Below are 16,044 nucleotides of genomic sequence, written 5' to 3' on the forward strand. Positions count from 1 at the left end.
ACAACGTTGTCAGCGCCTTGTCTACTCTCCCCTTGCGCCGACGTCAACACATGGGTTACACATCGTGATGTGAAGGTGACATCGTTGTCTGGCCAGTCGAACCGCGCCACCATGCGCGATGTCGCGGCCCTGGCCGGTGTCTCCCTCAAGACGGTGTCGCGGGTCGTCAACGACGAGGCGGGGGTCTCCCCCGACGTCCGGGAACGGGTCGCGGCCGCCGTGCAGCGCCTCGACTACCGCCCCAACCTCGCCGCGAGCAACCTGCGCCGCGCGGGGGCGCGCACCGGCCTCGTCGGCGCCCTCGTCCAGGACCTGTCGAACTCGTTCTCGGCCTCGCTGCTGCGCGCCCTCGAGGACGCCGCGCGCAAGCGCGGCACCGCGGTCCTCGCGGCGAGCCTCGACGAGGAGAGCGAGCGCGAGCAGGAGCTCGTCCACGACCTCGTGACCCGCCGGGTCGACGGCCTCGTCATCATGCCCGCGAGCGACCGGCAGGACTACCTCGTCGCCGAGCTGCGGACGGGGACGCCCGCGGTCTTCGTCGACCGGCCCCCGCGGGGGGTCGACGCCGACTCGGTGATGATCGACAACCGCGCGGGTGGAGCCATCGCCGCCGAACACCTTCTCGCGCAGGGACATCGGCGCATCGCAGCCCTGTCGGACATGTCGACGATCTACACGGCCAGCCAGCGCATCGCCGGCTTCCGTTCGGCGTACACGGCGCGCGGGCTGCGGCCCGACCCGAAGCTCGTCGTCGACGGGCTGCGCTCCACCGACCAGGCGACCGAGGTGGTCTACGAGCTCCTCTCGATGGCGAACCCGCCCACCGCGATCTTCACCGCGCGCAACATCCTGTCGACCGGGGTCGTCCGGGCGCTGGCCGAGCGCGGGCTGCGACGCGAGATCGCCCTCGTCGGGTTCGACGACTTCCCGCTCGCCGACCTCCTCGACCCCCCGCTCACCGTCATCCGGCAGGACGTCGCCCGCATCGGCAAGACCGTCGCCGAGCTCCTCTTCGCCCGGATCGACGGCGACGACGCGTCGCCGCGCCACGTCGTCACCGAGCCGACGCTCGTCGTGCGCGGCTCGGGGGAGATCCCGCCCCCCACCCGCTGACCCCCGCCCCCTCGCCACCCTGGCCGGCGGCACAAGTTCGGGGTGACCCCGAAATGGCGCACTCCACCCCGGTTCTGAACCCGGGTGGAGGGAGCCGAACCGGGGTGAGGCGGCCTCGGACCCGCCGACCCGGGGATGGCCGAGCCGTCAGCGGCGGAGGTGCCGGGCGCGCGTCACGAGGTAGACGCCGAAGAGGATGAGCCCCACCGAGATGACGCTCAGCTCGTAGCGTCCGAGCGGCACGTCCTGGAGGAAGCGCAGCGCGCCGTCGATGCCCGTCGACCCCTCGGCCCGCTTCGTCCACGCCGCGGCGACGAAGAGGTAGCCGACGAGCCCGAAGGCGACGCCACGCATGACGAACCCGATGCGTCCCGCGGCCTCAGCCAACCGGCCCGGGTGGCGCTCCAGGTCGACGAGGAAGTCGCCGCTCCAGCCCGACCAGATGCTGAAGACACCGACCCCACCGACGGCGAGGCCGCACGCGACGACGAGCAGCGTCCCTCCCGGCAGGCCCAGCAGCGTCCTCGTGATGCCGACCGACGAGTCGCGGCTCGTCGTCCCGGCGCCGAGGGCGAAGGCGGCCGCGCTCCAGGCGACGGTGACGTACGCGAGTCCGTCGGCGCCGTGCTCGAGGCGCTTGAACCCGTTGCGGCAGTGACGTCCCGTGATGGCGCGTGCGAGGTTCCAGAGCGCGACGACGGTGAACCCGACGAAGCCGATCCACAGTGCCCAACGGCCACCGGCGGTGTCGGCCAAGGTCGTCAGGGCGCCCGACTCGTCGGCCGTCCCGCCCCAGCCCCACGCGATGCCCAGGCCCGCCCACCCCATCGCGACGTGGAGGATCCCGTCGAGGAGGAACCCCACCCGGGCCCCGGTCGAGATCGTGGGGTGCGTCTCGGCGACCTCCGCCGCGTGCGTCGTCACCTGGGCGAAGGCCGCGGCCGCCTCGCCGGTCGACTCCGCCACCTCGCCGGCCACCTCGGCGGCGCGCTCCCTCACGTCCTCCGCGACCTCGACGACGTGCTCACGGACCTCGCCGGCCCGCTCCGCGACGTCCTCGGCGACCTCCCTGACGGCCTCGACGACGGGAAGCCCGTCGGAGTCCTCGTGGGGGGGCGGAGCGCTCACGCTCGGAATCTAGTCCGACGGCCGGGACCGGGGGTGCGAGCCGTCCTGACCGGCGCACTCCCCTCTCAGCGACCCGTCAGGTGGCGTCGGCGGAGGGCGTGGGACTCCGTCGACCACCTCGTCCCTGGCAGGCTCCTGTCCCTCGTTGGCACCTCCCCGTCATCGCCCGCCCTCCGCTGCTGCCCGCGGTCGCGAGCTCCCGCTGGGAGCCGGCGGAGGGCGTGGGATTCGAACCCACGATGACGTTGCCGCCATAGCGGTTTTCAAGACCGCCGCACTAGGCCACTATGCGAGCCCTCCTGGCCCGGACCGGCCGGGCACGACACAGGGTATGCCGACCCCCGTTCCTCCCTCCGCCCGATTCGAGGTGATCCAGCGGCGCCCCGCGCGGGCCGGACACCTCGACCCGGGGTTCGCGGCGAGACCGGCGCGGGACGACGAGGGTTGCGGCGCCCCGGGTTGGGTAGGGTCGGGGGCCGATGCAGGGCACCGTCCCGACGAAAGGAGCCACCCGTGGCGAAGCTGACGTTCCTCGCCGGTCTGGCCACCGGGTACGTCCTCGGTGCACGAGCCGGCAAGCAGCGGTACGAGCAGATCCGCCGCACCTCCTCGAAGGTGTGGAACTCCGGACCCGTGCAGAAGCAGGTGGGTGTGGCCAAGGAGGCCGCCCGCACCAAGGCCGCCCCGGTCGTCGCCGACCTCGTCGCCGACGCCGCACGAGCCACCGGGCAGCGGCTGCGCGCCAGCCGCACGGTGACCACCGAGGCCATCGCGACCTCCCCGGGGACGCCTCCGGGCGGTCCGGCCGGCTCGGGCGCCGACACGACCCCGCCGCACGGCGACCCCTGGGCCGCCGCGACGCGCCGCACCGACGGCGCCGCCTGACATCTCGGCGGCTGGAGGCGTGGCCGGCTCCGGCCCGCTGCACCGCGTCGAGTGCCACCGAACCTCCGCGATGACCCCCGATATCGGGTGACCGAGGCAGGATTTCGGTGACGAACGGGCTACCCCCGAGGCGGAGCACTTGCGATACGTGGTCGCCGGCCACGCCGACCCCTCCTGCGCCCCCTGCGGCGCCGGTCCGGCGTGGCCGGCTCCCCGTGTGACGGGACCGTCGCCCCGACCCCGCACCACTGGTGCGCGGTCACGGCGCCCCACGGCCCCGATGCGCCCGAACCGCCCCTGACCGGTACGGCCGCACCGCGGATCCCGCTGGGTTCCACGACGACGAGGAGCGCGGCCGGGACCTCCTGATACACGGCCCTGGGGAGAGCTTCCCCGACGTGGACGCACACCGCCGCGCGTCGAGGTCGCGCGACATGCCGATGGATCGCTCCCGCCGTCGGCATGTCGCGCGATATCGACCCTCCTGGCCGGAACGCCCGGCGCGCAGCAGGCGGCCGTGAGAACGGCGGAGTGGCCCACGCGCCCGAGGGGTCGGGGTCGCGCACGCGGCCGCGCCAGCCGAGCCAGTCGCGTCGAGGCGGCCGGGTCAGTCGAGTGGAGGCGGCCGAGCTGACGGCCGGGGTGGCGGAGAACCTGCAGGTCGCCGTGTATCAGGGCGGTGCTCCCGACCTCCTGTCCGGTGATGAACAGAGTCACTACGCTGGGCGAGACCGCTCTCGCACCCGGTCCCCCTTCCTCACCAGGAGCCACGATGGCTGGCACGCCCCCCGAGAAGCCCTCGCGTGAGAGCGCACCCGACCGGTCGCGTCCGCCGACCGCTCCGGTGGCCGAGGACCCCTCGTCCCTCCCTCCCGTGCCCCTCGTCTCGCCGCTGCTCGCGCGCCGGCTCGGTGCCCGGGTCCTCGACCCCGACACCGCGGTCCTGGCCCCGGGGCAGCCCACGCCACTGCCGACCGTCTACGTCGGCGACACCCTGCTCGTGCGCGACGTCACCGACCCCGACATCGACGGCGAGAACACCCCCTCCCGGGTCGACGAGCTCGTCGCCTACGCCGCGAGCCTGCCCGACCCGTTCGTCATCGAGCCCGTCGGCGAGCCCGTGCCACTGCCCACCCGCGGCGAGGCGTCCGACGCCCTCGGTCCCGACGGCCAGGTCATCGTCACGCGCATCCGCCTCTCCCGCGACCCCGGCAAGGCCGGCAAGGCGCCCGACGCGTGGCGCTTCCTCCAGACGACGCTGATGGAGACGTCCGAGCGCGGCTCCCTCCTCTACGACAAGCTCGGCCTCGGCCGGCTGCCCGACCCCGACGGCGAGGTGGGCGAGGCCGAGAAGCGGCGTCGCGAGCGCCGTGACCGCCGGGGCCGCAGCCTCGCCGGAGGCGTCTCCGTCGAGCACGTCCTCACCGCCGGTGGCGGCGTGTGGGGCGGCGGCGGTGGCGTCTGGGGCGGTGGTGGCGGTGTCTGGGGCGGCGGTGGCGGTGTCTGGGGCGGTGGTGGCGGCGTGTGGGGTGGCGGCGGCCTCCTCGCCGAGTACGGCAGCCCGGGCATCGGTGGGCGCACGCCCGTCGTGTGGTCGGCCCCCGACCCGCGCGGCACGACGACCCCGACGAAGGACGCCCCCGTCGTGGCCGTCCTCGACACCGGTCTCGGACAGCACCCCTGGTTCCCCGCGGAGGACGCGCACGCCAGCGCCGAGGACTGCACCGACCCCGCGACCTGCCCCGGCGCGCACCGGCGGGTGACCTTCGACGGCGAGCCGATCGGCGTGTGGAAGGAGCCCTCTCGCGACCCCGAGAACACCGGGGTCGTCTTCGACGACGTCAACGGGCTCGTCGACGTCCTCTGCGGCCACGGCACCTTCATCGCCGGGGTCATCCGGCAGCGCTGCCCCGAGGCCGTCATCCTCTCGGTGCCTGTCATGGCGTCCGACGGCGCCGCCCTCGAGGACGACGTCGTCACCGCGCTGAGCCGGCTCCTGGCCCGCCACCGCGCCGCGAAGGCCGCACCCGGCACGGTCGCCCACGGCGTCCTCGACGTCCTCAACCTCTCGCTCGGGTACTACCACGAGACCCCCGAGGACGCCGACGACACCGCCCTGCACGACCTCCTCCAGGACTTCGCCGACGAGGGCGTCGTCGTCGTCGCGTGCGCCGGCAACGACTCCACCCGGGCCCGCTTCTTCCCGGCGGCCTTCGCCGAGCCGGGCGAGGAGGGCCTCGTCGGCGTCGGCGCGACGAACCCCGACGACCGCAGCGTCGCCCTCTTCTCCAACGTCGGCGACTGGGTCACCGCCCACGCCCCCGGCGCCGGGGTCGTCTCCACCGTGCCCGTCACGCTCTCGGGCTCGCTGCGCTCGGCGCTCCAGGTCGAGGGCGTCGGCCCCGGCCCGCGCTCCAGCGTCGACTTCGACGACTTCTCCTCGGGCTTCGCGGTGTGGAGCGGCACGAGCTTCGCCTCACCGTGGATCGCCGGCGAGGTCGCGGCCGAGGTCGTCCGGGCCGGCTCGGGCGTCACCACGTCCGGGACCTCGCGCGCGCGCACGGCGGCCCAGGCCGTCATCGCCCACGCCCACGCCGAGCGGTTCGGGGGGACGCCATGACCGCCGACGACACGGTGCAGACCCTCTCGACCCGGGCGGCGTCCTCCTTCCGCGCCTACCGCGACGGGGAGGTCCGCGCCATGGACGAGCTCGTCGACCTGCTCACCCCGGTCCTCTGGCACACGGCCCGCGGGCAGGGCGCGTCCGACGCGCTCGCCCAGGACGCCGTGCAGACCGCGTGGCTGCGGCTCGTCGAGAGCGCCGAGCGGATCAAGGACCCCCAGGCCGTCATGGGCTGGCTCATCGTCACCGTCCGGCGCGAGTGCTGGCGCACCCACAAGGTCGACGGCCGCGCGGGCGGCGAGCTCGACGAGTCGCTGCCCGACGACCACCCCGACCCGGCCGCCGTGGCCGTGCACCGCGAGGACCACCGCGTCCTGTGGGCGCACGTCCAGCGGCTCACCCCGCGATGCCAGGCGCTGCTGCGCGTCATCGCGTTCTCCGACCGCCCCGACTACGCGGCGGTCTCCGAGTCCCTCAACATGCCGGTGGGAAGCATCGGCCCGACCCGAGGGCGCTGCCTGGCCAAGCTGCGCGCCGCCCTCGCCGACGACCCCGCCTGGGGAGGTGCCCTGTGAACGCCGACCGAGACCTGGCCACGGAGCCGCTCGACGAGCTCGACGAGCGGATCCTCACCGCCATCGCCGACGTCCTGCGTGCTGCCGACCCCGTTCCCGCGGGGCTGGCCGACGACGTCAAGTTCGCCCTCACCGTGCAGGCCCTGCACGCCGAGGTCGCCGAGCTGCAGCGCGTCGGTGCCGAGAGCGCCCTCGCGCGCTCGGAGTACACCCGCACCCAGACCCTGACCTTCAGCGCCGAGACGCTGTCGGTCATGGTCACCCTCTCGCCGATCGACGCCGAGGAGGTGCGGGTCGACGGCTGGGTCACCGGCCACGACTCCGCCGTCACGGTCGAGATCCGCGGCGAGGCACGCACCCTCAGCGTCGAGGTCGACGACGACGGCCGGTTCACCATCGACCCCGCCCCGCGAGGGCTGGTCCGCTTCGTGTTCCTGCCCGAGGGCGACGTCCGCCCCGTCATCACGCCGACCGTGGAGATCTGAGGCCCGGGATCGACCCGGTCCTCCACGACCACGTCACCCGTCTCGTCGAGGAAGCCGTCCTCGCCAACGCCGCGGGGGCGCCGGCGCGCGCCGAGACGCTGCTGCGCCGGGCCCTGCGCCGCCTCGACCGCGAGGAGCGGACTCCCGAGGACGCCGTGGTGCTGCGGGCCCGGGTCCACGTCACCCACGCGGTCTCACGCGTCCAGCGTGGCGACCGGCACGGGGCGTTCGCGCTCCTCGACACCGCCGACGGGCTCCTCGTCGACGCACGCCCCAACCACGTGCGCTCCCTCGCCGTCGTCCAGCGGGCCGGGCTGCACGGCCGGGTCGGCGAGTGGGAGCGCACCCGCGAGCTGCTCGAGGGCGTCGCCCTCACCGTGGAGGTCGCGCCGCGCACCCGCTGCCTGCTCCACCTCAACCTGGGGCTGACCTACCAGTTCCTCGGGCGGTACCACGACAGCGACGTCCGGCTCCGGCGCGCGCACCAGGACGCCGTCGCCCTCGGCTTCCCCGACCTCGCCGCGGCGGCGGTCCACAACCGCGGGCGCCTCCAGCTCCTCCTCGGCAACCTCCCGCGCGCCCTCTCGCTCATGGAGCAGGCCCGCGCCCTCGGTGGCGACCTCCTCCCGCCGGGCGCCGTCCTCGACCGGGCCCGGGTGCTGTCCGAGGCCGGGCTCGTCGACCAGGCGATGGAGACGCTCGAGGAGGGCGAGCAGGCCGCCCGCAGCGGTGGCATCGCCCACGACGTCGCCGAGGCCGACCTCGAGCGGGCCCGCCTCGCCCTCCTCCGCCACGAGCACGCCGATGCCCGGCGCTACGCGGCCCGGGCCGAGCGCCGGTTCTCCCGGGGGTCCGAGCACGCATGGGCCGTGCGGGCGTCCCTGCTGCGCCTCCAGGCCGAGCTGCTCGCCGGGCGCAACCCCGAGGCCGTGGCGACCACGCTGACCGAGCTCGCTGACGGTGCCGCCCGGGCGAGTGCCGTCACGGCGGAGGCGGCCGTCCTCGCGGCCGAGGCCAACGCGCTCGTCGGCCGCCTCGAGGAGGCCCGTCGGCACCTCGCCCGCCCAGAGGTCCGTCGGGCCGCGTCCTTCCCGCTCCGGCTCCAGCGCACCCTCGCCCTCGCCGAGCTCCACGCGGCCGAGGGCCGTCCCGACCTCGTCCGGCGCGAGCTGCGCCGCGGCGCCCACCGGCTCGCGGTGGAGCAGGCGCGGCACACCTCGATCGACTCGCGCACGGCGGTGGCGCTGCACACCCGGCGCCTGCGCGACGCCCACCTCGACCTCGCCATCGCGACGGGCTCGCCCGCCCAGGTCTTCGACGCCACCGAGCTGTGGCGCGGTGTCTCGCAACGGCTTCCTCCACTCGTGGCCTCGCCCGACGTCGAGCTCGCCCGGCTCACCGCCGACGCCCGGCGCCTGCACGCGGAGGCGTACGACGCCCCTGACGCCGTCCGCCGCTCCACGCTGGAGGCCGCAGCGCGCGAGGTCGAGCGCGCGGTCGCCCGCCGCGACTGGGTGCAGTCGGGCACCGCGTCGGCCCCCGCCGAGGAGCGGCCCGTCACCGTCGCCGCGCTGCGCCCGCTCCTGGAGCAGGCCCGGGCCGGCCTGCTCAGCCTCTTCCTCCACCGCGACCACCTGTGGGCCGTCACGGTGACCCCGGGCGGCGCGAAGCTGACCCGGGTCCGGGGCGGGGGGCGGGTCGTCGAGGCCGCCGCCCGCCTCCGTGCCGACCTCGCGACCCGGCGCCTCGCGGTCGGCACCGACCTCGAGCCCGTCATCGAGCGCTCGATGAGGCGGACCGCGACCTCGCTCGGCGAGATCCTCGCGCCCGTGCTCCCGCGCGCCCACCGCGTCGTCGTCATCCCCTCGAGCACCCTGGCGTCGCTGCCGTGGAGACTCGTGCCGGGGATCCGCGGGCGGGTCGTCACCGTCGCGCCGTCGGCGACGTTCTGGGCCCGACGGTCCGTGCCGGTGGGGGCGTCCTCGGCGGACCAGCGGGTCGTCGCCCTCGCGGGTCCGGGGCTCGCCCGCGCGACGACCGAGGCCGACGACGTCACCCGCGTCTGGGGTGCCGGGTCACGTCGCGGGGGAACGGTGTCGTCGGGGGCTGCGCTGCGAGCGGCGCTGTCCGACAGCACGATCGTCCACGTGGCGGCCCACGGCGTCCACCAGGACGAGAGCCCGTTGTTCTCCTCGGTCGTCATGGGCGACGGACCCGTGTTCGCGCACGAGTTCCAGCGCACGGGCGTCGGGGCCGAGCACGTCGTGCTCTCGTCGTGCGAGGTCGGCCGCACCCACGTGCGCGCTGGCGACGAGGCGCTGGGCCTCACGGCCAGCCTGCTCGCCACCGGGGTGCGCAGCGTCGTCGCGGCCGTCGGCCCCGTGGGCGACGACGACGCGCACGCGGTGATGACCGCGTACCACCGGGTCCTCGCGCAGGGGCTCGACGCCGCAGAGGCCCTCGAGATCGCCAGCGCCGGGGTCGAGGAGGGGAGGCTGTTCTGCGCGTTCGGCGCCGACTGGGCACCTGCACCCGTGCCGACGGGCGTGTCCGAGACGGCGCGGACCGCCGGCTCCGGTGTCCGGTGACGCGTCGGCTCAGATGAAGAGGGCGGGCTCGGCGAAGAGCGCGTCGTAGGGGTCCATCGCCGGGTGCTCCGGGAAGCGGACCTGCGCCGGGATGCCGGTCGCCACGGCGCCGGCGGGGACCGGCTTGACGACGACCGAGTTCGCGCCGATCTGCACGTCGTCGCCGATCTCGATGTCGCCGAGGACGCGGGCACCGGCGCCGATGGTGACCCGGTCGCCCACCGTGGGGTGGCGCTTGGTGCCGCGGGCCAGCGAACGGCCCCCGAGGGTGACCCCGTGGTAGAGCATGACGTCGTCGCCGACGACCGCGGTCGCGCCGATGACGACGCCCATCCCGTGGTCGATGAAGAAGCGGCGGCCGATCTGCGCGCCGGGGTGGATCTCGACCCCGGTCACCGCGCGAACCCCGGTGGACAGCGCCCGAGCGAACGGGCGGCCGCCGGGGCGCAGCCACAGCCGGCGCAGGGCGCGGTAGGCCCAGATCGCGTGCAGCCCGGGCGAGTTCACGGCGACATCGAGCCGGGTCTCGGCGGCGGGGTCACGCCGCATGGCGGCGTCGAGGTCCTCGCGGATCCTCGCCCGGGCGGCACGGACGACTCCCATGTCAGTCGACGAGGCCCTCGAAGAGGATCGTCGAGAGGTAGCGCTCGCCGAAGCTCGGGATGATGACGACGATCGTCTTGCCGGCGTTCTCCGGGCGGCTGGCGACCTGGTTGGCGGCGGCGAGCGCGGCGCCGGAGGAGATGCCGACGAGCAGGCCCTCCTGGGTCGCGGCCTTGCGGGCCCACTCGACCGAGGTCGCGGCGTTGACGTCGATGACCTCGTCGTAGATCTCGGTGTTGAGGATCTCGGGGACGAAGTTGGCGCCGATGCCCTGGATCTTGTGCGGGCCGGGCGTCCCGCCGTTGAGGATCGGTGACTCCTCGGGCTCGACGGCGACGATCTGCACGTCGGGCTTGCGCGACTTCAGCACCTCGCCGACACCGGTGATGGTGCCGCCGGTGCCGATCCCGGCGACGACGATGTCGACCTGGCCGTCGGTGTCCTTCCAGATCTCCTCCGCGGTCGTCCGGCGGTGGATCTCCGGGTTGGCGACGTTGGCGAACTGCCGGGCGAGGACGGAGCCCTCGCGCTCGGCGACGATCTCGTCGGCCTTGGCGACCGCACCCTTCATCCCCAGCGACGGGTCGGTGAGGATGAGCTCGGCGCCGTAGGCCCGCAGCAGCGCGCGGCGCTCCTTGCTCATCGACTCCGGCATGGCGAGGACGACCTTGTAGCCGCGGGCCGCGCCGACCATCGCGAGGGCGATGCCGGTGTTCCCCGACGTGGCCTCGACGATCGTGCCGCCGGCGGGGAGGTCGCCCGACGCCTCGGCGGCGTCGATGATCGCGACGCCGATGCGGTCCTTGACCGAGCTCGCCGGGTTGTAGAACTCGAGCTTCGCGGCGACGATCGCGTCGCCCTCGATGATCCGGTTGAGCCGGACGAGCGGGGTGTTGCCGACGGCCTGGGTGACGTCGTCGAGGATGGGCATCGGTACGCCTTTCGCTGGTGGAACGTGGTGCGGGCGCCGGAGGGCGCGAGCACGCGGTCGGACGGGCCGACATCGGGGCAACCGACGCCTGCTTATGCATATTCCAACAGAGGGTTATCGACGAGCACAACGGCGTCTCGGCAGGTCGTGCCCGGTCCACGCCACCTGTTGACGGTGGTCACAGGCCGGTGAGCGCCCGCTCACCCGCCGTTAGGCTGCGGGACATGTCCGCCGTCGCGTCCGCCGTCGTGCCCGCCGTGTTCCCCGCCCTCGCCGGCGACGTGCTCCCCGTGCCCGACGAGCGGTTCGGCGGCCTCGGTGCGGTCCAGGTCGTCGCCCTCGTGCTGTGCACGGTCGTCCCGCTCATCGGCTGGGCCCTGCTGTTCCGCCAGGTCGGCCGGTTCGTCGCCCTGTACCGGCTCGGGCGGCCCGACACCTCGCGCACCGACTCCCCCGCGGCCCGCACGTGGACGCTCGCCAAGGAGTTCCTCGGGCACACCCGGATGTCGCGGATCAAGGTCGTCGCCGTCGCGCACTGGTTCACCGCGCTGGCCTTCATCATCCTCTTCAGCACGCTCGTCAACGCGTTCTTCCAGCTCGTCCAGCCCGACTACCGGCTCCCCCTCATCGGGCACTTCCCCCCGTTCGAGTGGGTCGTCGAGCTCTTCGCCTGGACCGGCCTCGTCGGCATCGTCGTCCTCATGCTCGTGCGGCAGCGGGAGCACCCCCGCTCGGCCGCCGGTGAGGGCGGGCGCCGGTCGCGGTTCTTCGGGTCGACCTTCTGGCAGGCGTACTACGTCGAGCTGACGATCCTCCTCGTCACGATCTGCATCCTCCTGCTGCGCGGTCTGGAGTCGGCGCTCGTGCAGCGGCTCGAGCCCGAGACCTCCCTCGCGCTGCACTTCCCGCTCACCGGGTGGATGGCGGGGCTGTGGTCGGGGTCGTCGGTCGCCGGGCTCGCGACGTGGGTCTACGTCGTGGCCACGGTCAAGATCCTCATCTCCTTCGCGTGGATGATCACGATCGCCCTCCAGCCGACGATGGGCGTCGCCTGGCACCGCTTCCTCGCCTTCCCCAACATCTGGTTCAAGCGCGAGTCCTCCGGCCGGACGGCCCTCGGGACGGTGCGCCCGCTGACGGTCGGCGGCAAGCCGTTCACCCTCGACGCCCTCGAGGAGATGGAGGAGGGCGACTCCCTCGGCGTCGGCGCGGTCGAGGACTTCACGTGGAAGGGCCTGCTCGACTTCTCGACGTGCACCGAGTGCGGCCGCTGCCAGTCGCAGTGCCCCGCGTGGAACACCGACAAGCCGCTGTCCCCCAAGCTGCTGATGATGGCCCTGCGCGACCACGCCGACGCCAAGGCGCCCTACCTCACGGCCCTCGCCCAGCACGACGGCGACGACGAGAAGGCACTGGCGACGGTGGCCGCCCGCCAGGCGGCGCCCGACGCCGTGCCCGGGACCGACGGCGCCGCCACGGCGGTCGACTGGTCGCAGATGGCACTCGTCGGGAACACCGGCTACGACATCTCCTCACCGCTGACCGCGTACAACCCGCACGGCCCCGACGCCGTCATCGACGCCGACGTCCTGTGGTCGTGCACCACCTGCGGCGCGTGCGTCGAGCAGTGCCCCGTCGACATCGAGCACGTCGACCACATCGTCGACATGCGCCGGTACGCGACGCTCATCGAGTCGGCGTTCCCCGCCGAGCTCGGCGGCCTGTTCAAGAACCTCGAGGGCAAGGGCAACCCGTGGGGCATGGGCGCGCGGGCCCGGCTCGACTGGGCGAAGGACCTGCCGTTCCCGGTCAAGGTGCTCGGGCAGGACGTCGAGAAGGCGTCCGACGTCGAGTGGCTGTTCTGGGTCGGCTGCGCCGGCGCCTACGAGGACCGCGCGAAGAAGACGACCCGCGCCGTGGCCGAGCTGCTCGACACCGCAGGCGTGTCCTTCGCGGTGCTCGGCGACGGTGAGACGTGCACCGGCGACTCCGCCCGCCGGGCCGGCAACGAGCTGCTCTTCCAGACGCTCGCGGCGCAGAACGTCGAGACCTTCGGCGAGTTCGGCGTGACCAAGGTCGTCGTCACCTGCGCGCACTGCTTCAACACGATCAAGAACGAGTACCCGGCCATCGGTGGGTCGTACGAGGTCGTCCACCACACCCAGCTGCTCAACCGGCTCGTGCGCGAGAAGAAGCTCGTGCCGGTGGCGCGGCCCTCGGACGCCCCGGGGATGTCGACGGCGCGCAACGCCGCCTCGACCGCGTCGACGGTGACCTATCACGACCCCTGCTACCTCGGTCGGCACAACGGGGTCTACGCGCCGCCGCGCGAGCTCATCGGTGCGCTGCCCGGGGTGGAGCTGCGAGAGATGCCGCGCTCGAAGGAGAAGTCCTTCTGCTGCGGCGCCGGTGGCGCGCGCATGTGGATGGAGGAGAAGCTCGGGACGCGGATCAACACCAACCGCACCGAGGAGGCCGTCGCCACCGGCGCCGAGCGCATCGCCATCGGCTGCCCGTTCTGCCGGGTCATGATCTCCGACGGCCTGACCGCCAAGCAGGCAGCCGGCGAGGCCGAGGAGGTCGAGGTCGTCGACGTCGCGCAGATGCTGCTCGCCGCCGTCCGCCGCAGTGAGGAGGTCGAGTCGGAGGAGGACGCGGCACCCGTCGCGCAGCCGGCCGTGGCCGAGGCAGCGGCGCCCGCAGCCGCGGCAGCGGTGGCGACCACCGTGGAGGAGACCACCCCGGCCGAGCGCCCCCGGGACGACATCGACCAATCGGGCGATGTTGCCCCAACCACCGACGACGCCGACCCCTGGGACGACACCCTCGCCGCATCCGCTCCGGCACCGGCGGAGCAGCAGGTCGACCCGTCGGGTACGGAACCGGATCCGTGGGACCAGCCGGCCGCCGTCGACGACACGACCGCCGGCCGCTCCGAGGGAGAGCCCTCGGCGGAGAAGGCCAAGGAGGACGCCGCTGCCTCGACCGACGACGTCGACCCCTGGGACGAGCCCGCCGACCGTACCGAGATCGACCAATCGGTCACACCAGGTACGCCCGGGGTGGTCGAGGACGAGCCGGCTCCTGAGGCCGTCGCCCCCGAGCCTGCACCGGTCGCGGACGACGACGTCGACCCCTGGGACGAGCCCGCCGACCGTACCGAGATCGACCAATCGGTCACACCAGGTACGCCCGGGGTGGTCGAGGACGAGCCAGCTCCTGAGCCCGCGGCCGTCGCGGCTCCCGCCGCACCGACCTCGACCGACGACGTCGACCCCTGGGACGAGCCCGCCGACCGTACCGAGATCGACCAATCGGTCACACCAGGTATGCCCGGGGTGGTCGAGGACGAGCCGGCTCCTGAGGCCGTCGCCCCCGCCCCCGCAGCGGCCGCGGACGACGACGTCGACCCCTGGGACGAGCCCGCCGACCGTACCGAGATCGACCAATCGGTCACAGCAAGTACGCCCGGGGTGGCCGAGGACGAGCCGGCTCCTGAGGCCGTCGCCCCCGCCCCCGCAGCGGCCGCGGACGACGACGTCGACCCCTGGGACGAGCCCGCCGACCGTACCGAGATCGACCAATCGGTCACAGCAAGTACGCCCGGGGTGGCCGAGGACGAGCCGGCTCCTGAGCCCGTGTCTGTCGCGGCTCCCGCCGCACCGGCCGCGGACGACGACGTCGACCCTTGGGACGAGCCCGCCGACCGTACCCGGCGTGACCTATTGGTCGATTCGGGGACGGATGTGGACCCCGCCGACGAGGTGGCGTCCCACGAGCCGGAGCCCGCGCCCCAGTCGGCGTCGGCCGAGCCCGCGCCCCAGTCGGCGTCGGCCGAGCCGGAGAGCGCGCCCCAGTCGGCGTCGGCCGATCCGGAGGTCGCGCCCGAGCCGGCGTCGGCCGAGCCGGAGCCCCAGCCCGAGTCGGCGCCCTCCGCGTCAGCACCTGCGGGCGGGTTCACCGGCGACCCGACGCTCCTCGACGAGCCCGACCCCTGGGACTGACGCCCTGACCCGGGTCGTGTGCTCAGGTGGTCGTCCGGACCACCACCTCGGCACACGAGGCGATGACCCGGGGGACATCGGCCGAGCACGACGAGGGGCCCGGTGCGCACCACGCGCACCGGGCCCCTCGTCACCGGGTCGAGGCCGCAGCCTCGGAGGCGGTCAGGCGAGACCGTTGGCCTTGAGGAACGCCTCGGCGACGGCCTTGGGGTCCTTCTTGTCGATGTCGGTCTCCTTGAGCAGACCGGCGATCGCCTCGGTCGTCAGCTTCGCGGAGACGGCGTTGAGCGTCTCCTTGACCTGGTCGGCCTTGTCGGCCCGCACGAGCGGGACGATGTTCTGCGAGCCGAAGTTCTTCTTCGTGTCCTCGAGGGCCACGAAGCCGTTCGCGGCGATGGCCGGGTCGGTCGAGTAGATGTTGGCCGCGTCGACCTGCCCGTTCTTCAGGGCCTGGATGATGCCCTGACCCGTCAGCGGCCGGAACGAGCCGAACTTCACGCCGTAGGCCTTCTCGAGACCCGGGATGCCCTGCGGGCGCTCCTTGAACTCGGGCGGGGCCGCGAGGGTCAGGTCGCCGGCGACGGCCTTGAGGTCCTCGATGGTCGTCAGCTTGTACTTGTCGGCCGTCTCCTTGGTGACGACGATCGAGTCGTTGTCCTCGGCGGAGGACTTGTCGAGCACGACGAGGGAGTCGGGGATGACCTCCTTGACGTGGGCGTAGACCTCCTCGGGGTCGGTGCCGGTGTACGCCTTGTCGTAGTTGAAGGCGAGGGCGCCGGTGTACTCGGGGAAGACCTGCACCGAGTTGTCCTCGAGCGCGCGCAGGTAGACCTCGCGCGAGCCGATGTTCGGCTTCGTCGTCGCGTCGACGCCCTTGGCGCGCAGCGCTCCGGCGTAGATCTCGGCGAGGAGCGTGGACTCGGAGAAGTTGGCGCCGCCGACGACGATGGCGCCGCCCGGGGCGGCCGAGGAGGCGGTCCCGGAGGAGGTGTCGGACGCCAGCGGGTCGCTGCCACCGCCGCAGGCGGTGAGCCCGAGGATCGAGGCTGCCGCGATCGCGGTGGCGAAGGTTCTGCGCTTCATGGGAGTGGTCCCTTCAGGTGGTGGGC

General features: G+C 73.7%; 11 protein-coding genes and 1 tRNA gene. 7 read left to right on the forward strand and 5 right to left on the reverse strand.

Going from position 1 to position 16,044, the window contains the following annotated elements; genetic code table 11:
* Window positions 1-84: 84 nt before the first annotated feature.
* Window positions 85-1,113, forward strand: a complete 1,029-nt coding sequence (locus ACFWN3_RS09105) for a LacI family DNA-binding transcriptional regulator (protein ID WP_377645467.1) — start codon at window positions 85-87, stop codon at window positions 1,111-1,113.
* A 147-nt stretch (window positions 1,114-1,260) separates the two neighbouring features.
* Here ACFWN3_RS09105 and ACFWN3_RS09110 read toward each other — a convergent pair whose 3' ends face one another.
* Together ACFWN3_RS09110 and ACFWN3_RS09115 are read right to left on the reverse strand one after the other, a co-directional pair.
* A complete protein-coding gene (locus ACFWN3_RS09110; protein WP_377645469.1) occupies window positions 1,261-2,241 on the reverse strand; it encodes a DUF1206 domain-containing protein in 981 nt (326 codons plus the stop codon).
* Between the two features lie 213 nt (window positions 2,242-2,454).
* Window positions 2,455-2,541, reverse strand: a tRNA-Ser gene (locus tag ACFWN3_RS09115).
* A gap of 213 nt (window positions 2,542-2,754) precedes the next feature.
* On the opposite strand from ACFWN3_RS09115, the gene ACFWN3_RS09120 reads away from it, so the two are divergent.
* From ACFWN3_RS09120 to ACFWN3_RS09140, 5 genes are all read left to right on the forward strand, one after another.
* On the forward strand, window positions 2,755-3,126 hold the full coding sequence (locus tag ACFWN3_RS09120) for a protoporphyrinogen oxidase (RefSeq protein ID WP_377645471.1): 372 nt from the start codon (window positions 2,755-2,757) through the stop codon (window positions 3,124-3,126).
* Window positions 3,127-3,898: 772 nt separating this feature from the next.
* Window positions 3,899-5,746, forward strand: a complete 1,848-nt coding sequence (locus ACFWN3_RS09125; protein WP_377645473.1) for a S8 family serine peptidase — start codon at window positions 3,899-3,901, stop codon at window positions 5,744-5,746.
* On the forward strand, window positions 5,743-6,324 hold the full coding sequence (locus ACFWN3_RS09130) for an RNA polymerase sigma factor (RefSeq protein ID WP_377645475.1): 582 nt from the start codon (window positions 5,743-5,745) through the stop codon (window positions 6,322-6,324). The genes ACFWN3_RS09125 and ACFWN3_RS09130 overlap by 4 nt, the downstream gene beginning before the upstream one ends.
* Window positions 6,321-6,809 carry a carboxypeptidase regulatory-like domain-containing protein gene (locus ACFWN3_RS09135; protein WP_377645476.1) on the forward strand — a complete coding sequence of 163 codons (489 nt, stop codon included), beginning with the start codon at window positions 6,321-6,323 and terminating at the stop codon, window positions 6,807-6,809. The genes ACFWN3_RS09130 and ACFWN3_RS09135 overlap by 4 nt, the downstream gene beginning before the upstream one ends.
* Before the next feature lie 158 nt (window positions 6,810-6,967).
* Window positions 6,968-9,397 carry a CHAT domain-containing protein gene (locus ACFWN3_RS09140; RefSeq protein ID WP_377645478.1) on the forward strand — a complete coding sequence of 810 codons (2,430 nt, stop codon included), beginning with the start codon at window positions 6,968-6,970 and terminating at the stop codon, window positions 9,395-9,397.
* A gap of 9 nt (window positions 9,398-9,406) precedes the next feature.
* Here ACFWN3_RS09140 and cysE read toward each other — a convergent pair whose 3' ends face one another.
* Together cysE and cysK are read right to left on the reverse strand one after the other, a co-directional pair.
* On the reverse strand, window positions 9,407-10,000 hold the full coding sequence (cysE, locus tag ACFWN3_RS09145) for a serine O-acetyltransferase (protein ID WP_377645480.1): 594 nt from the start codon (window positions 9,998-10,000) through the stop codon (window positions 9,407-9,409).
* A gap of 1 nt (window position 10,001) precedes the next feature.
* The gene (cysK, locus tag ACFWN3_RS09150; protein ID WP_377645482.1) at window positions 10,002-10,931 is read right to left on the reverse strand and encodes a cysteine synthase A; all 930 of its coding nucleotides are present in this window, start codon (window positions 10,929-10,931) and stop codon (window positions 10,002-10,004) included.
* Window positions 10,932-11,155: 224 nt separating this feature from the next.
* Here cysK and ACFWN3_RS09155 point away from each other — a divergent pair, with 224 nt between their 5' ends.
* Window positions 11,156-14,935, forward strand: a complete 3,780-nt coding sequence (locus ACFWN3_RS09155; protein WP_377645484.1) for a heterodisulfide reductase-related iron-sulfur binding cluster — start codon at window positions 11,156-11,158, stop codon at window positions 14,933-14,935.
* 162 nt (window positions 14,936-15,097) lie between these two features.
* Here ACFWN3_RS09155 and ACFWN3_RS09160 read toward each other — a convergent pair whose 3' ends face one another.
* Window positions 15,098-16,018: a glycine betaine ABC transporter substrate-binding protein gene (locus ACFWN3_RS09160; RefSeq protein WP_377645486.1), complete on the reverse strand. Its 921-nt coding sequence runs from the start codon at window positions 16,016-16,018 to the stop codon at window positions 15,098-15,100.
* Window positions 16,019-16,044 lie beyond the last annotated feature (26 nt).

Origin of the sequence: Oryzobacter terrae (assembly GCF_042756445.1) — a bacterium.
Lineage (GTDB): Bacteria > Actinomycetota > Actinomycetes > Actinomycetales > Dermatophilaceae > Oryzobacter > Oryzobacter terrae.

What these genes read in the sequence shown, in the direction of transcription:
- ACFWN3_RS09160 (WP_377645486.1), bottom strand. Translation starts at nt 16,018, where the DNA reads ATGAAGCGCAGAACCTTCGCCACCGCGATCGCGGCAGCCTCGATCCTC.
- cysE (WP_377645480.1), bottom strand. Translation starts at nt 10,000, where the DNA reads ATGGGAGTCGTCCGTGCCGCCCGGGCGAGGATCCGCGAGGACCTCGAC.
- cysK (WP_377645482.1), bottom strand. Translation starts at nt 10,931, where the DNA reads ATGCCCATCCTCGACGACGTCACCCAGGCCGTCGGCAACACCCCGCTC.
- ACFWN3_RS09125 (WP_377645473.1), top strand. Translation starts at nt 3,899, where the DNA reads ATGGCTGGCACGCCCCCCGAGAAGCCCTCGCGTGAGAGCGCACCCGAC.
- ACFWN3_RS09130 (WP_377645475.1), top strand. Translation starts at nt 5,743, where the DNA reads ATGACCGCCGACGACACGGTGCAGACCCTCTCGACCCGGGCGGCGTCC.
- ACFWN3_RS09155 (WP_377645484.1), top strand. Translation starts at nt 11,156, where the DNA reads ATGTCCGCCGTCGCGTCCGCCGTCGTGCCCGCCGTGTTCCCCGCCCTC.